At 65.2% G+C, this 15,469-nt stretch carries 14 protein-coding genes; 7 read left to right on the top strand and 7 right to left on the bottom strand.

What is annotated here, in order from left to right:
- Positions 1-70: 70 nt before the first annotated feature.
- The gene (locus LGT36_RS04170; RefSeq protein ID WP_226094715.1) at positions 71-1,087 is read right to left on the bottom strand and encodes a quinone-dependent dihydroorotate dehydrogenase; all 1,017 of its coding nucleotides are present in this window, start codon (positions 1,085-1,087) and stop codon (positions 71-73) included.
- 31 nt (positions 1,088-1,118) lie between these two features.
- Here LGT36_RS04170 and LGT36_RS04165 point away from each other — a divergent pair, with 31 nt between their 5' ends.
- Positions 1,119-2,570, top strand: coding sequence for a leucyl aminopeptidase (locus LGT36_RS04165; protein WP_226264693.1), 1,452 nt, complete (start codon positions 1,119-1,121; stop codon positions 2,568-2,570).
- Between the two features lie 50 nt (positions 2,571-2,620).
- Here the strand turns inward: LGT36_RS04165 and LGT36_RS04160 are convergent, their stop codons facing one another.
- A complete protein-coding gene (locus tag LGT36_RS04160; RefSeq protein WP_226094774.1) occupies positions 2,621-3,019 on the bottom strand; it encodes an oxidoreductase in 399 nt (132 codons plus the stop codon).
- Positions 3,020-3,050: 31 nt separating this feature from the next.
- On the opposite strand from LGT36_RS04160, the gene lpdA reads away from it, so the two are divergent.
- The 3 genes from lpdA to LGT36_RS04145 are packed head-to-tail and all read left to right on the top strand — an operon-like array spanning position 3,051 to position 7,310.
- Positions 3,051-4,436, top strand: coding sequence for a dihydrolipoyl dehydrogenase (gene lpdA, locus LGT36_RS04155; RefSeq protein ID WP_226094772.1), 1,386 nt, complete (start codon positions 3,051-3,053; stop codon positions 4,434-4,436).
- 18 nt (positions 4,437-4,454) lie between these two features.
- Positions 4,455-6,413: a 2-oxoglutarate dehydrogenase, E2 component, dihydrolipoamide succinyltransferase gene (gene sucB / locus LGT36_RS04150; protein WP_248642169.1), complete on the top strand. Its 1,959-nt coding sequence runs from the start codon at positions 4,455-4,457 to the stop codon at positions 6,411-6,413.
- 3 nt (positions 6,414-6,416) lie between these two features.
- Positions 6,417-7,310, top strand: coding sequence for a TIGR01777 family oxidoreductase (locus LGT36_RS04145; RefSeq protein WP_226095982.1), 894 nt, complete (start codon positions 6,417-6,419; stop codon positions 7,308-7,310).
- Positions 7,311-7,345: 35 nt separating this feature from the next.
- Here LGT36_RS04145 and LGT36_RS04140 read toward each other — a convergent pair whose 3' ends face one another.
- Both LGT36_RS04140 and LGT36_RS04135 read right to left on the bottom strand, forming a co-directional pair.
- Positions 7,346-8,545, bottom strand: coding sequence for a hypothetical protein (locus tag LGT36_RS04140; RefSeq protein ID WP_226095983.1), 1,200 nt, complete (start codon positions 8,543-8,545; stop codon positions 7,346-7,348).
- A gap of 70 nt (positions 8,546-8,615) precedes the next feature.
- Complete coding sequence (locus tag LGT36_RS04135; RefSeq protein WP_226095984.1) at positions 8,616-10,790, bottom strand: MMPL family transporter; 2,175 nt, start codon at positions 10,788-10,790, stop codon at positions 8,616-8,618.
- A 52-nt stretch (positions 10,791-10,842) separates the two neighbouring features.
- On the opposite strand from LGT36_RS04135, the gene lipB reads away from it, so the two are divergent.
- Both lipB and lipA read left to right on the top strand, forming a co-directional pair.
- A complete protein-coding gene (gene lipB / locus LGT36_RS04130) occupies positions 10,843-11,547 on the top strand; it encodes a lipoyl(octanoyl) transferase LipB (RefSeq protein WP_226095985.1) in 705 nt (234 codons plus the stop codon).
- Complete coding sequence (gene lipA / locus LGT36_RS04125; RefSeq protein ID WP_226095986.1) at positions 11,544-12,545, top strand: lipoyl synthase; 1,002 nt, start codon at positions 11,544-11,546, stop codon at positions 12,543-12,545. The genes lipB and lipA overlap by 4 nt, the downstream gene beginning before the upstream one ends.
- Positions 12,546-12,552: 7 nt before the next feature.
- Here lipA and LGT36_RS04120 read toward each other — a convergent pair whose 3' ends face one another.
- Both LGT36_RS04120 and LGT36_RS04115 read right to left on the bottom strand, forming a co-directional pair.
- Entirely contained in the window at positions 12,553-12,747 is a 195-nt protein-coding gene (locus LGT36_RS04120; RefSeq protein WP_226095987.1) for a DUF6199 family natural product biosynthesis protein, read from the bottom strand.
- A 54-nt stretch (positions 12,748-12,801) separates the two neighbouring features.
- A complete protein-coding gene (locus tag LGT36_RS04115; protein ID WP_226095988.1) occupies positions 12,802-13,737 on the bottom strand; it encodes a hypothetical protein in 936 nt (311 codons plus the stop codon).
- 165 nt (positions 13,738-13,902) lie between these two features.
- On the opposite strand from LGT36_RS04115, the gene LGT36_RS04110 reads away from it, so the two are divergent.
- A complete protein-coding gene (locus LGT36_RS04110; RefSeq protein ID WP_226095989.1) occupies positions 13,903-14,631 on the top strand; it encodes a DUF4191 family protein in 729 nt (242 codons plus the stop codon).
- A 3-nt stretch (positions 14,632-14,634) separates the two neighbouring features.
- Here LGT36_RS04110 and LGT36_RS04105 read toward each other — a convergent pair whose 3' ends face one another.
- The gene (locus tag LGT36_RS04105) at positions 14,635-15,291 is read right to left on the bottom strand and encodes an HAD-IA family hydrolase (protein ID WP_226095990.1); all 657 of its coding nucleotides are present in this window, start codon (positions 15,289-15,291) and stop codon (positions 14,635-14,637) included.
- Positions 15,292-15,469: the final 178 nt, after the last annotated feature.

The following is a 15,469-nucleotide window of genomic DNA, read 5'->3' as shown; positions in this document are numbered from 1 at the left end:
CTTCTACAACGGCAACTTTGGCGGTTTGGTTCCCGCATTTTTGGTGGCTTTTCTCACACCCACGTGAGCACTACCGCGTCGCGAGCTGCCGGTTCAGCCTGGACGGCCAGAACGGTCCTTCGTACACCAGCGCCGTGTATCCCTGAACGAGAGTTGCTCCGGCGTCGAGAATCGCCCTCGCGTCGTCGGCCGTGACAACACCTCCGACACCGATGAGGCACATATCGGCACCTACTCGCACGCGCAGCCTCGCGATGACGTCTACGGCGCGGTCCAGCAGAACGGGGCCGGACAGTCCACCCGGTCCCCTGTCATGACCAATGGTCGTGTTGGTGGCGACGATGCCGTCGAGTCCAAGTTCCTGTGCAAGCGCGGCAATCGCGTCGATGTCCTCATCCGCGAGATCCGGCGCGATCTTGACGAGGAGCGGCACCTTGCGGCCCCTCACGGCCTCGATCGCGCCCGCACGCGCGTGCTCCAGAATCGGTCGGAGCGTCTCGACGGACTGTAGGTCGCGCAGCCCCGGCGTGTTCGGCGACGACACGTTGACCACAAGGTAGTCGGCATAAGGCGCCAACACGCGGGCACAGTAGCCGTAGTCGAGGGGCGCTTCCTCAGCTGGCGTCGTCTTGTTCTTACCGATGTTGACGCCGACCACGGCCGACTTGCCCACACTCGAGCGACGGAGGGCAGCCAGGCTTCGTGCCGCAGCGTCGGCCCCTTCATTGTTGAAGCCCATGCGGTTACGCAGCCCGCGCACGTCGAGTTCTCGCCACGCTCTCGGCAACTCGTTCCCCGGCTGCGGCTTGGGCGTAATGGTCCCCACCTCGACGTGAGAGAAGCCAGCGAGCCACAGCCCCTTGACCGCGGTGGCGTCCTTGTCGAGCCCCGCAGCGAGGCCGAGAGGGCCAGGGAAGGTGCGGCCCATCGCCTCCACCGAGGCCGCTGCTGGCGCTGGCGGCATGATCCGTAGCCACCGTGCCGCTGCGACGATCGGCCACCCCCAGCGGAACGCGGCGACCGCCACATGGTGCGCTCGCTCAGCGCTCATCCTGAGGATGACCCAGCGAAACAAGAGCCCGTACATGCGATCAACCTAGCGGGATAGGCTCGGGACTATGACCACTATCTCCACCACAAATGAGACCTTGTCCACCCTCGCATGCGACGCCCTCATCCTCGGCGTCGATGCGGCAGGCACAGTGCTGGGACACCCCCAATTGCCCGCCGACGTCCAAGATTCCCTGTCGCAGACCGCCGCGATGCTCGACGCCACCGGCAAGCGGGGCGCGGTCACCGTGCTGCCTGGGACCGGGACCGCTGCTCGCCGTGTCGTGCTTGTTGGGCTTGGTGACGCTTCCGACGGCGACCTTCGTTTTGCTGCGGGAGCCGCTGCCCGATCCTGCGGGAAGAAGCCCGGCAACGTCGTCGTCGGCATCCCCACGAACAGCGACCGCGCGGCGTCGGCCGTGGCGGAGGGCGCATTGCTCGGTGCGTATGTCTTCACTGATTACAAGTCAGACGCCGACGATGACGACGAGAAGTCCTTCACGAGCTGGGCGATTGCGGGAGCCTCCGAGTCCGCCATCGAGCGCGCCAAGATCATCGCGGGCGCAGTTGCGGCGACCCGCGACCTCATCAACACTCCCCCGCTCGACCTGTTCCCCGCGTCCTTCGCCGAGATTGCACAGGGCTTCGGTTCTCAACTGGGTTGCGACGTCAAGGTGTGGGAGCCCCAGCAACTCGCCGACGAGGGCTTCGGCGGCCTCTTGGCCGTGGGCATGGGCTCGTCTCGCCTACCGCGGCTAGTACGTGTTGCCTGGACGCCTGCCGACGCCGCGCAGACGATCGCGCTCGTGGGCAAGGGCATCACGTTCGACACGGGAGGCATCTCGCTGAAGCCACCGAAGTCGATGGAGACGATGAAGTCCGACATGTCCGGCTCCGCCGCCGTCCTGCACACCGTGCTCGCTGCCGCTCGCGCCAAACTTCCCATTGCCGTGACGGGTTGGCTATGCCTTGCCGAGAACATGCCATCAGGGACGGCGCAGCGCCCGTCGGACATCATCCGCATCTATGGCGGCAAGACCGTAGAGGTGCTCAACACGGACGCAGAGGGCCGCTTGGTGCTCGCCGACGGCCTGGTGCGCGCGATCGAAGAGAAGCCCGACGCGGTGATCGACGTCGCCACTCTGACGGGCGCCCAAGGTGTCGCACTCGGCACCCGCACGTCAGGAGTCATGGGTTCCGCGGACCTTCAAGCGGAGATTGTGGCTGCCGCCGAAGCCATTGACGAAGACATGTGGCCCATGCCGCTGCGGGACTACCTGCTGGAGATGGTCGAGTCCAAGGTGGCTGACCTCAAGAACGTTGGGGATCCCGGCGGCGCTGCGGGCATGCTGAGCGCTGGAATGTTCCTGAAGCAGTTCGTAGGGGACGCCACGTGGGTGCACCTCGACATCGCCAGGCCCGCCTTCCACGAAGGCGGCGCCTACGGCTACACCGTGCCGGGCGCGACGGGGGCAGCGGTCCGTACCTTGTTCGAGTTCCTCGAGCGCCGTAGCGCGTAGCGACTCGTACCGTTGTCACCAGCCAGCGGGCGTCGGACTTCCGGCGTCCGCTAGAGCTGGCGGTGCTTCTCGTTCCACTCGCGCATGCGCGACGGGTATCCGGAGAGGTTCACGTCGAACACCGGCACGGACAGGTCCTTCGCGACCTTGCGCGCCGCTGCGGCATCCGGAACCTTGCGACGGGTCCACTCCCCTGTGCCCGCGACCACCACAAGCGTCGTCTGCGTCACCCTGGTGGCTGGCTCGATAAACGCCTCGCAGCCGTCCCTTTGAGACACGAACTCCTTGAAGTGCTGCATCGTCTTGGCTTGCGCCTCGCGCGATCCAGAACCCGTTGGTGTCACGGTCGACTTGCCACGGCCAAAGAGGCGCCCCAAAAAACTCATGCTCACAGCGTAGTCGCGGTTGTCGAGTTCGCGCGGTGCGCCACGAGTGGCAAGATGGGACATACCCGCATCCTTACAAGGAGAATTGAGTCCCGTGACCGAGTCCAGCCCCCACTCGTTTGACGTTCTCGTCCTCGGCGGCGGTTCCGGCGGATACGCCGCGGCCCTGCGCGCCTCCCAGCTCGGTCTGAGCGTGGGAATGGTCGAAGAGGCAAAGGTCGGCGGCACGTGCCTGCACTGGGGATGCATCCCCACCAAGGCGCTGTTGCACGCCGCGGAAGTCGCAGACCATGCCCGCCACGGCGAGTCCATCGGTGTCAACACCGAGTTCCACTCGATCGACATGCCCAAGGTCAACGCGTACAAGCAAGGCGTGATTGACCGCCTCTACAAGGGTCTTCAGGGCCTGGTCAAGTCGCGCAAGGTCACGGTGATCGAGGGACACGGCACCCTTGTAGGGCCCGACGCGATCGAGGTGCGCGGCGAGCGTTACACCGGCAAGAACGTCATCCTCGCGAGCGGCTCGTATGCGCGCAGCCTTCCAGGCCTTGAGATTGGCGGGCGCGTGATGACGTCCGACCAGGCTCTCGCCATGGAGTGGGTGCCACGGTCGGCGATTGTGCTCGGCGGCGGCGTCATCGGCGTCGAGTTTGCGTCGGTCTGGAAGTCGTTCGGGGCCGACGTCACCGTCATCGAGGCACTGCCACACCTCGTGCCCAACGAAGACGAGTCCCTCTCAAAGGGGCTGGAGCGCGCATTCAGGAAGCGCGGCATCGACTTCAAGCTCGGAGTGCGCTTCAAGGAAGTCACTCAGGATGACAACGGCGTGACCGTCACTCTCGAGGACGGCACCAGCATCCAGGCCGACGTGCTGCTCGTCGCCGTTGGCCGCGGTCCCCGTACCGCTGGGCTCGGTTTCGAAGACCAAGGAGTGCGTGTGGATCGCGGCTTCGTCCTTACCGATGAGAAGCTCCACACCGGCATCGCCAACATCTACGCCGTCGGTGACATCGTCCCTGGTCTGCAGCTTGCGCACCGCGGTTTCCAACAGGGCATCTTCGTCGCGGAACAGATTGCCGGACTGAACCCTGCCCCCATCATCGAGGCCAACATTCCGAGGGTCACGTACTGCGAGCCGGAGGTCGCCTCTGTCGGTCTCACCGAGGCGAAGGCCAAAGAGCAGTACGGCGCAGACAAGATCAAGTCGCTTGAATACAACCTCGGCGGCAACGGCAAGAGCCAGATCCTCGGCACAGCAGGCTTCGTCAAGTTGGTACGGGTTATCGACGGCCCCGTCGTTGGCGTGCACATGCTCGGCTCCCGCGTGGGCGAGCAGATTGGCGAGGCGCAATTGATCGTCAGCTGGGACGCCCATCCAGAGGACGTGGCCCCACTGATTCACGCCCACCCCACCCAAAATGAGTCGCTCGGTGAGGCGCACCTCGCGCTCGCCGGCAAGCCGCTTCACGCGCACGACTAGGCCTCAAGGAGACACGCAATGAGCACCGACGTCACCCTCCCAGCGCTCGGAGAGTCCGTTACAGAAGGCACCGTGACCCGCTGGCTGAAGTCAGTAGGGGACACAGTGGCTGTTGACGAGCCCCTCCTCGAGGTGTCTACCGACAAGGTCGACACCGAGATCCCCTCGCCCGTCGCTGGCACCCTGCTCGAGATCCTCGTGAACGAAGACGACACCGTCGAGGTGGGCACCGTACTCGCGCGCCTAGGCGACGCGGATGAGCAGGGTTCGGCTCCCGCCGCGCCTGAGCAGTCTGCCCCCGAGCAAGAGCAGGCGCCTTCCCAGCCAGCTGCTCCCGCCGCGGAACAGGCGCCAGCGCAGCAGCAGGCAGCGCCAGAACCTGCTCCCGCCGCACCGCAACAAACTGCCCCAGAGCCGCCGTCTGCGCCTCCTGCGGCGCCGTCGTCACCGCCCGGTGCGTCGCCGGCAACTCCCGCTCCCAGCGCGGAGACACCTGCGGCGTCGAGCGCTCCCGCGGAGCCACAGGCACAGGCGTCGTCCGACGATGCGACTGACATCACGTTGCCCGCGCTAGGCGAGTCTGTGACAGAGGGAACTGTCACGAGGTGGCTCAAGGCCGTTGGTGACGAGATTGCCGTCGACGAGCCCATCCTCGAGGTCTCGACCGACAAGGTCGACACCGAGATTCCGTCCCCCGCCGCAGGCACTCTGCTCGAGATCCTCGTCGGCGAAGACGAGACCGTCGAGGTCGGCACCGTACTGGCCAAGGTCGGCTCCGGCGCACCTGCGTCGGCTCCCGCCGCCCAAGAGCAGCCCGCCGCCCAAGAGTCCGCTCCTGCCGAAGCGCCTGCGACGCAGGCACCTCAGCCAGAGCCGTCCCCAGAGCCAGCGCCAGCACCTCCCGCCGCGCCAGCGCAGCAAGAGGCTCCCGCCGCGCCAGCGGCACAGGCCCCTACCCCGCAGCCTGAGTCTGCGCCCGCACCACAGAGCACGTCGGGCGGAGACGGTGACTCGACGGCCGGCGGCGCGTCTGGCTACGTCACCCCCATCGTGCGCAAACTTGCCGCTGAACGCGGCGTCGATCTCGCGCGCGTCGAGGGCACCGGCGTTGGTGGGCGCATTCGCAAGGAGGACGTGCTGTCAGCGCAGCCTGCTGCACCCGAGAAGCCAGCCGAGCAGGCTCCGGCTCCTCAGGGCAACCAAGAGGCGCCAGCACCTGCGGCGGCGCCTGCTGCACCCTCGGGTGAGCAGAAGCCCTCTTTGCGCGGGACCACGGTCAAGATGACCCGCATCCGCAAGATCACTGCGGAAAAGATGCTCGAGTCGCTTCACGGCATGGCACAACTGACCACCGTCGTCGAGGTCGATTGTTCGGCCATTTGGGCCTTGCGTGCCAAGAGCAAGACGGCGTTCGAGGAGAAGCACGGCGCGAAGCTCACCTTCCTGCCGTTCTTCACTAAGGCCGTTGCCGACGCCCTGGTCGAGCACCCCAACCTCAACGCTTCTGTTGACGGCGACTCGATCGTCTACCACGGCGAGGTCAATCTCTCGCTCGCGGTCGACACCGAGAAGGGCCTCATGTTGCCCACGCTGCGCAATGCAGAGGACAAGTCGATCGCGGCACACGCTCAGCAGATTGCGGACCTCGCTGGTCGCGCACGCTCGGGCGGCCTCAAGGCTGACGAGATCAGCGGCGGCACGTTCTCGGTAACCAACACCGGTTCCGGCGGGACGCTGCTCGACACACCCATTGTTCCGTCTCCGCAAGTGGGCATCCTGGCCACCACGATCATCGAAAAGCGAGTGGTGGTGAGCAAGGGCGCCAACGGCGAAGACGTGCTGTCCATCAAGCCGATGTGCTACTTGCCGCTCAGCTACGACCACCGCATCGTCGATGGCGCGGACGCGGCGCGCTTCCTCCAGACCGTCAAGGGACTCATCGAAAGCGGCGACTTCGCGTCTTCCCTCGAGCTGTAGCCCGTGCGCGTCATCATTTCGGGTTCGTCAGGGCTGATCGGAACAGCCCTGACGAACTCGTTGCGCGCCGACGGCCACACGGTCATCCCGCTCGTTCGACGCGAGGCTCGTCGTGAGATCGAATCGTCGTGGGATCCCGCTGCGCACCAGATCGACTTTGACGTGATCGCCTCTGCTGATGTGGTCGTCAACCTTGCCGGCGCATCCATCGGCGGCAAGCGGCTCACAGACAGCTACAAACGCGTCGTCAAGCAATCGCGTCTCGACTCGACGGCCACGATCGCTGGCGCCATTGCGGCGGCCAATCCTGCCGTGTTGCTGCTTCAGGGCTCGTCGATGGGCTACTACGGCGATCGAGGAACAACTCGACTCACGGAGGACCTCCCCCCAGGGGATGGCTTCCTCGCCGAGGTGAGTCGGGACTGGGAAGCGGCGGCGGCTCCCGCCGTCGAGGCTGGCGCGAAGGTGGCGTATCTGCGTACCGGTCTGGTACTTGCGGGCCATGGAGGCTTCGCCGAGCGGCTCATTCCTCTGGTCAAGCGCAGTCTGTTGAGGTCGCTCGGCAGCAGCGATGCGCTGCAGTCATGGATCTCCTTGGACGACGAGGTCCGCGCCATGCGCCTCCTCATGGACAAGCGCCATGAAGGCCCGGCCAACCTGGTCGCGCCGAAGCCCGCCACGATGGCTCAGATCATCGGTGCGCTGGCGCATGCTTTTGGCTCGCACCGGGGTTTCACTGTCCCGTCGTGGGCACTTCGCGTCGTGGTCGGCGAGGCCGCCGATGACTTGCTCTCATCGCAGGCCGGAGTGCCAGGCGCCCTCACGTCGCTCGACTTTGAGTGGTCGCATCCCACTCTTGAGGCGGTCGCTCGCTATGTGGCGGAAGACGCGCGGTAGCTATCCGACCTGAACGTACGCCGAGTCGTTGGGCCCTACGCGCCTGGTGCCACATCAGCGGCGGAGTACACCGTCCATCCGTCGTTGCCATGCACCAACTCAAGGTCGACCGTCTGCGTGTAGCCGTCAAATGGCGTCGCCCTACCGTCGAGGGTGACGACGTGGTCGCTGAGCGAGTAGACGACCCGGACCACCACAGCATCCGGTTGCGGCGGGGCCAAGGGCACCTCGTTCAACTGCGCGATGGAAGCGACCAGGCCCTCGACCTCCATTCGTCCTGATCGCACCGCCTGGGCGGTGGATTCCGCCTCTGCCCGCGCTGGCGAGTCGCTCGCGGTCCAATTCACGAGACCTTCAGGTTCCCCAGAGGTAAGGCCGTCGAAGCGGGCCCATGTCGCCTGCCGCGCCACCCATAGAGGGTCTTCGCGCCCAGGCATCGGGCTCGCGGCAAGGGCGAACGACTCGCCGCGACCGGCCCACCAACCCACGAGCGCCCAGAGCGCGATGGCAATGACCGCGACCGCAACGACAGGAGGGGCGAACCTGACTGCCCAAGCTCGCGCGTCCCTGCGCCACCGCCAGGTGCGAGCCTCCGCCAGCCGCCTCACGCCTTCGGGCGGGGCGAGAGAGGCCCTGACCGATGACGCGACGCCGCGCGGAGCAATCTGAAGAGGCTCCGCAGGAGCGCACGAGCCGAGGGCCCTCGCCACCATGGACGCAGTGGGACGCATGGACGCGTCCTCATGCGTCATGGGCTCCGTCCAGGCGCGCACCCGCTCAGCGTCTTGACCGTTCGCGCACGACTCGAGCATCCGTCCCAAAGCCGCAACGTCGTCGGCCGCCGTCGCTTCGGCACTGCCATCGACAAGCTGCGAAAGCAAGACGTTGCCAGCAGGCAAGCGTACGGCGCTTGCCGAGACCGTCCCATGGGCGAGACCCACCCGATGCAACGCGGCCAACGCCTCCGCGACGGCCATTCCCACCCATACGCACTCCCCCGCTGTGAGAGATCCACGGGAGTCGAGCACTTCCCGCAATGCGAGCGCCTCATGACCGTGCTCTGCGACGGCGACGGCCTCTCCTGGCAGCATCGTGACCCTGGACGGCAGGTCCAGGCCGGGGTGTGCGGCACCCGCGAGCGCCGCGACCCTCGCTCGCAACGCCTCGTAAGCGTCGTGACCGTGTCCGACCACCCGTTCATGGCGGAGCGGCTCCGCTGTACCAAGAGAGCTCATCCCCCTACGGTGCCCGCTCAGGGCCCCGCGTGGGCGTTATCCACAGGGCGTCTTCTGGCCCGGGGCGGCGTCAGTTGCGAAAGGCGCCTGCCCAGGGCCACCAGGAGGCCTTGCCGATGTCGGAGACGAGCCCAGGCACCAGCAGGGAACGCACCACAAACGTGTCGACCAGTACGCCAAAGCCGACGATGAACGCGATCTGCGCCAGGAAGATGAGTGGCAAGACGCCGAGAGCCGCGAATGTCGCCGCCAGCACGATGCCTGCCGAGGTGATCACGCCTCCCGTCACCGCAAGAGCGCGCCTGACGCCTTGGCTCGTTCCGTGCACAAGAGCCTCTTCCCTTGCGCGAGACATCAAGAAGATGGAGTAGTCGACACCGAGCGCCACGAGGAACACGAAGCCAAGCAACGGCGTGCCAGGATCCATCCCTGGGAAGCCGAACACATGCGTGAACACGAGCGCGGACACACCGAGCGCAGCGGCGAACGACAGGATGTTGGCCAGCACGATGATGGCGGGCGCCACCAACGATCGCAAGAGGAGCGCGAGCACCACAAAGATGACAACGAGAATGACGGGGATGATGACCTTGATGTCGCGGTCTGTTGTCAGGCGCGTATCGAGCGACTCGGCCGCCGATCCGCCCACGAGGGCCCCTTCGGACAGCGGGTGAACGACGTCCCGAATCTGCGCCACCACGTCTTGCGCAGCGCGAGCGGTCGACGACGCCTCTGTGACCGCATCGATCTCGACGCGACCATCGACCACCACGGGAGGCTCAGGAACCGTGCCACCAGGCGCGCCCTCAATGACTGCAGGCGTCAGCAGGTATGCGTCTTGCACGCCTTCGACGCCCTCGACGGCTGCCAGTACGGACTCAGCGTCCGCCTCGTCCACGATGATCCTCACGGGCGCGGTGGCCCCTGCGGCGAAGTGCTCCTCCAGCAAGTCGAAACCCTCGACGGACTCTGTGGTGGTGAGGAAGACGTCGCGGTCGCCGAGGCCATCGGCCTCGAGTTGCGTCAATCCGGCTGCCATCACGAGCAACAGCGCGCCCGCGCCGATCCAGACCTGGCGTGGACGAGCGTCAACTGCGCGGGACACGCGGCCCCACACGCCCGAACGACTCTCGACCGCCTCAACCGTGGTGGCGTCCTCGTCGTCATCCCCAAGGTAGCGAGGGCGAGCGGGCCAGAACACGCCGCGTGCGTGCTTGCCGCCGATGAGGAGCAACGCAGGAAGCAGCGTGAGCGCTGCGAGGAACGCACTCGCGATACCGATCGCACCCGCGGGGCCGAGTGAGGCGTTCGATTTGAGGTCGGACAGCAGCAGCACGAGCAGCCCCGCGATCACTGTCCCTGCCGAGGCCGCAATCGCTGCGAAGGACCTGCGCCAGGCCACCCACATCGCATCATAGGGGCTCGCCCGGTGCAGTAGTTCCTCCCGATAGCGAGCGACCAGCAACAACGCGTAGTCGGTTGTCGCACCGACGACCAAGATGAACATGATTCCTTGCGACTGGCCGTTCAGCGTGATGACGTCGGCCTTCGCCAGTGCGTAGACGAGCACGATGGCGGCGGACAGGGCGATCATTGCGGTCGTGAGAACCAGCAGCGGCAGCACGGGGCTGCGGTACACGATCAGCAAGATGACCAAGACGACTAGCAGAGCGACGACCAGCAGGATCCCGTCGATTCCCGCAAAGGCCGCCACCAGGTCGGCGACCAGGCCAACAGCGCCAGTCAAATAGCCGTCGGCGTCGATTTCTTGCTCTGCCCACGTCCCGCGAACAGTCTCGGCAAACAACTCGCCGACGGTCGCCTCGCCTGACGTCTCGCCGAACAGTGCGGCGTCCACATCGAAAATGACGAGCATCGCCTCGCCGTCCTCTGCAGGCACCACTTGGGGTTCAGACGCCAGCACGTCGCCGACGGTGCGGCCGTCTTCATCGCCCTCCAGCGGATCGGCGACCACCTCGTCAACGAAGGCTTGCACCTCAGCAGAACGCTCGGGGCCTATCCCCTCGATGACGAATAGGCCTGGCACCGCGTCCGACGGCACAAATTCGGCATGGGCCTGGGCCGCTTGAGTCGATTCGGCTGATGACGGCAGGAACGCGGAGTTTTCGTTCTCCTGCACCGAGCTGAGCACGCCGAAGGTTTGCCCTCCTACGCCCCCGACCGCCAGCCAGATGGCGATTCCCACAACAACCAAAACTGGTCTCAACCAGGCGCGACTCTTCATGTGACTATCTAACACGCGGGGGGCCAGCGCATTCCCGGGTTAGCCTGATCAGATGCAGATCCTCAACCTGCTTGACGGCGCACACCGGGATTACCGCGAGATGTGGGCGCTCCAGCGCCAGATCCACGCGGAGGTAGTCGCTGGCGATCGGCCCGATACGACGATCCTGGTGGAGCACTCCAGCGTCTATACCGCGGGCAAGCGCACAGCGGCCTGGGACCGCCCAGTAGACGGCACCGAAGTGATCGACGTTGACAGGGGCGGACGCATCACATGGCATGGTCCAGGTCAGCTCGTCGGCTACCCGATTGTGCGCTTGAGAGAGCCGCTCGACGTGGTCGAATACGTGCGGCGCCTTGAGCAGGCGATCATGGAGGTCTGCGCCGGCTACGGGCTGGAGACCGTCCGCATTGAGGACCGTTCAGGGGTGTGGCTCCCCGCTACGGAGACCCGCAGGGAACGCAAGATCTGCGCGATCGGTGTGCGCGTGGCCAAGGGCGTCGCGATGCACGGCTTTGCGCTCAATTGCTCGCCTGACCTCGCGGTATACGACAAGATCGTGCCTTGCGGCATCGCCGACGCAGACGTCACCTCGCTGAGCGCCGAACTTGGCCGCTCGGTCGACCTGGCCGAGGTAGTGCCTGCGACGCTGGCCGCGCTGGAGACTGCTCTGGCCGACATACGATGGGAGTCTGAGGGCGCGGCCACCCCACCGCGCCGCACCGACGAAGCCCCGCAACCCCAGGAGATCGCGTGACTCTCGCCCCTGAAGGCCGCAAGATGCTGCGGGTCGAAGCCCGCAACGCCGAGACCCCCATCGAGCGCAAGCCGGAGTGGATTCGCACCACGGCGACCATGGGACCGGAGTACAAGGAACTCAAGTCGCTCGTCAAGGGCGGTGGGCTCCACACTGTCTGCGAGGAGGCCGGCTGCCCCAACATCTTTGAGTGCTGGGAGGACCGCGAGGCGACGTTCCTCATCGGCGGCTCGCAATGCACCAGGCGCTGCGACTTCTGCCAGATCGACACCGGTCGCCCCTCTGACCTCGACAGGGACGAGCCGCGCCGGGTTGCCGAGTCTGTGCGGGAGATGGGCCTCAAGTACTCGACGGTGACCGGAGTCGCACGCGACGATCTCGCCGACGGCGGTGCATGGCTTTACGCGGAGACGGTCCGCCAGATTCACGCGCTCAATGCCGGAACGGGCGTCGAGCTCCTGATCCCAGACTTCAATGCGAAACCCGACCAGTTGGCGGAGGTCTTCTCCTCACGCCCTGAGGTGCTCGCCCACAACGTGGAGACGGTGCCGCGCGTGTTCAAGCGCATTCGCCCGGCGTTCACGTACGAGCGCTCACTGTCAGTGCTGTCATCCGCCCAGGCCGACGGCTTTGTCACGAAGTCCAACCTCATCCTTGGCATGGGCGAGACCTTCGATGAAGTGATCCAGGCGCTGCACGACCTTCACGACGCCGGTTGCGACTTGCTGACCATCACCCAGTACTTGCGCCCGAGCCCTCGCCACCACCCCGTGGACAGGTGGGTCAAGCCGGAAGAGTTCGTTGAGCTCTCCGACGCTGCCGAGGAGATCGGATTCCTTGGCGTGATGTCGGGGCCGCTCGTGAGGTCCTCGTACCGCGCCGGACGGCTGTGGGCCCAGGCCATGACCCGCAAGGGCCGCGAGATTCCTGCGCAACTGAGCCACCTCGCCAAGCCGATGGCGGCCCGTCAAGAGGCATCTTCGCTGCTCGCGAGGTAAGGCCGGGCTAGTTCGCCGTTGCCAGCCACACCACGGCAGCAACCACAACAATCGCGCCGAACAAGCGGTGGGCGACAAGCGCAAAGTCCGTCGGCTCGGAGTCGGACGTGACGTTCCACCAATTGGACAACCACCAGCCGGTCTTGGGCCAGATCGCGTCCACGATGCCGATTGCGACCAGGACTACCGCAACGAACCACACGTCGTCTGTTCTCCATTCGAGAGCGCGACATCAAAGTGCGCTCGTCACGCGGGCCTATACGCTTGCGTTGTCGTAGCGCGTATACATGATCGGGATGTACTTCACAAGCAAACTGTATGTATTCTCCGCCAACAAACTCGCATAGTCGGTATTCATGCTCCAACTTCCCGAAACGTATTGAAGTCCTCCGCTGGGCCAGGTCGGTGATCGGTATGCACGCGAGTTAGTTTGCCCGTTGTACCAGAGCGATACGCCGTCCGATCCCCAATTGGCCGATATGCTGTAACGAAGATTTGAGACGATGTGCGTCTTCGGACCAGAGGGCGTGATATCAACCCAACCCTCCGAGAATCCTCCAGCCAAGATGAACGGTATGCTGGTGTTGTCGACGAGCACGTGCGCCGAGCCCCATGCATTCGGCGCGAGTGCCGCGTTCCCACCCACAATTGGGGACAGACCGGTCGAACGGCCCTGCTTCAGATGAGCGACAGCGTCCGATATAGCAGCGATCTGTCCCGACCCGCGTGCCTCAGCCTTTGAGTCTTGCTGACTTCCGATCGTGAACGCCAAGCGATCATCGAATCCGAAGTGTTGAGGTGCGACGTTGGAAGCGAAGGCAACACCAGCCACGAACTTGCCGCCGTCAACCACTAGATTGAAGCCGCGGCCGTTCGCTTCGGGGGCGGTCTCATACGCAGTCGCAGCGCCCTCGACGGCAACTCGTTTGGACTTCATCGCAACGATCACGAAGCTACGACCCTGGACGTCGAACTCGACGGTAATGCGTTCGCCGTCTTCAACAACAGAAGCATGCTCAATTGTCGCTAATTGCTCGAGGGTAATCTTGTCGTAAGCAATTCCCGACCAGTCGGACACGTCGCCGTCCTCGACTGCGGCCGCGGCGACCGAAGAAGCTGCCCCACCTATTAGAGCAATCGCCACAACCAACGCAGCCTTGCGTAGTCTCCCGACAACCATCAGTTCCCCCATGTTCCTTCGAATTACTGCGCATCCGCCAGCAAATAAAAACGTACCCCCCGGATCTTTGAGCTGCAACCGCAACAGTAGTTTTCGAAACTCGGCGATTGGTGCAACCGCTTCCGGAAGACCTAGAGGAACCCCGGCAGAGAGTGGCGCCGCTAGACTGGGCCCATTATGGCGAAGCAAGCACCCCCCGCACCCAAGCAGCGTTGGTACAAGACCCTCTGGCAGGCCTACACGGTCACGGCGAGGACGGACAAGAAACTGCCGTGGATCCTCGGCAGCCTCATCCTGGTGCCGATCATCGTCGGCGTTGTTGCCGGACTCTTAAGTGACGGGCTCGCCGCCAAGATCTACGGCCCGCTCACGGGAATCATGGTCGGCGCTGTTGCATCGCTGTACGTGCTGACCAAGCGCTTCGAGAAGCAGATGTTCCAGCAAATGGACGGGGTCATGGGCGGTTCGCTCGCGGTCGCCCAGTCCGTCACGAGAAACTGGCAGTTTGCCGAGGAGCCCATCGCTGTCGACCAGAAGTCCCGCTCGGTCGTCTTCCAGGGCGTTGGCAACGGCGGCGTGGTGTTGCTTGTCGAGGGCGGCCAAGCCGCCAAGCGGCAGGTCAACCAGACGGTCGCTCGCTTGGGCAAGCTCGTCCCCGGCGTGCCGGTGACCCCGATCTACGTCGGTCACGGCGAAGGCGAGGTGCCTCTCAAGCGGCTCACCAAGGAAATCAAGTCGGTGAGGACTAAGCAGTTCGGCCGGGGCTTGCGCAAAGGTTTGTCGGCGTCCGACGCCGAGACCGTGCGGGCACGGCTGCGCGCGATGGGCGGACCGCAAATGGCAGTGCCGAAGGGCATTGACCCCACCAAGGCCAGGGCCGACCGCAAGGCGATGCGGGGGCGCTGAGCCCTAGTCGCTCAGGAGGTGCAGTCGCGCCTCAGTCCCCTGTTCGACCCGCACGCCGCGCCAGTCACTGAGCCGCGCGATGCCTTCCATCGCCTCGTGCCGCACGGCCCCCATCACGACGGGTATGGCGCCAGCAGCACGTGCCGCCAGGATTCCAGCGACGGTGTCTTCGAAGACAACGCAACGGCTGGGGTCGACGCCAAGCGCTCGTGCGGCGGCCACGTAACCCTCGGGGTCAGGCTTTCCCATGCCAACGTCGTCCGCGCCGATGAGCACCGCCGGGGTAGCAAAGCCAACGGCCGCAAGGCGCCTGAGCGCCGGTAGCCTCAGTGCGGACGTCACCACCGCCCAAGCGTCGGCCGGCAACGCCTCGAGCAGCTGGCCAGCACCCGGCATCTGAGTGACCTCGTCGAAGTGTTCTTCTTCCCAGCGCGATATCCGCGCAAACCACGCCTCAATGTCGGCGGAATCCGGCACGAAGCGGCGCAGCGTGGACATGGACGGCACACCGTGCGCGAACGCGATCACGTCGGAGGGGCTCAGTGACTGCTCGTTCGCAAAAGCCGACCACATCTGCTCGACCACCGCGTTCGAGTCGACAAGCGTGCCGTCCATGTCGAAAAGCGCCGCGTCCACCTGGACGTCAAGGTGCCCCGTCATCTCAAGATCTCCGTCACGGAGCCAGCGTACCCACGCAGTGCTGGAGCCCGAGACCTGGTTGAGAACCGTGCTACCAGGACCGCCACCTCGTAACGTCCTCGTAACACCCGGAATACGCACGGGTAATGCCCTGCCACTAGGTTGGGTGGAGCCACAGTTGGCCTGACCTACCTCAAGG

Origin of the sequence: Demequina sp. TMPB413 (assembly GCF_020447105.2) — a bacterium.
Classification (GTDB): Bacteria; Actinomycetota; Actinomycetes; order Actinomycetales; family Demequinaceae; genus Demequina.
Note: the sequence above shows the minus strand (reverse complement) of the source record. Positions and strands in the feature narration are given on the sequence as shown.

Coding starts and splice junctions, on each gene's coding strand:
- LGT36_RS04170 (WP_226094715.1), bottom strand. CDS start 1,087: ATGTACGGGCTCTTGTTTCGCTGGGTCATCCTCAGGATGAGCGCTGAG.
- LGT36_RS04165 (WP_226264693.1), top strand. CDS start 1,119: ATGACCACTATCTCCACCACAAATGAGACCTTGTCCACCCTCGCATGC.
- LGT36_RS04160 (WP_226094774.1), bottom strand. CDS start 3,019: ATGTCCCATCTTGCCACTCGTGGCGCACCGCGCGAACTCGACAACCGC.
- sucB (WP_248642169.1), top strand. CDS start 4,455: ATGAGCACCGACGTCACCCTCCCAGCGCTCGGAGAGTCCGTTACAGAA.
- LGT36_RS04140 (WP_226095983.1), bottom strand. CDS start 8,545: ATGAGCTCTCTTGGTACAGCGGAGCCGCTCCGCCATGAACGGGTGGTC.
- LGT36_RS04135 (WP_226095984.1), bottom strand. CDS start 10,790: ATGAAGAGTCGCGCCTGGTTGAGACCAGTTTTGGTTGTTGTGGGAATC.
- lipB (WP_226095985.1), top strand. CDS start 10,843: ATGCAGATCCTCAACCTGCTTGACGGCGCACACCGGGATTACCGCGAG.
- LGT36_RS04115 (WP_226095988.1), bottom strand. CDS start 13,737: ATGGGGGAACTGATGGTTGTCGGGAGACTACGCAAGGCTGCGTTGGTT.
- LGT36_RS04110 (WP_226095989.1), top strand. CDS start 13,903: ATGGCGAAGCAAGCACCCCCCGCACCCAAGCAGCGTTGGTACAAGACC.
- LGT36_RS04105 (WP_226095990.1), bottom strand. CDS start 15,291: ATGACGGGGCACCTTGACGTCCAGGTGGACGCGGCGCTTTTCGACATG.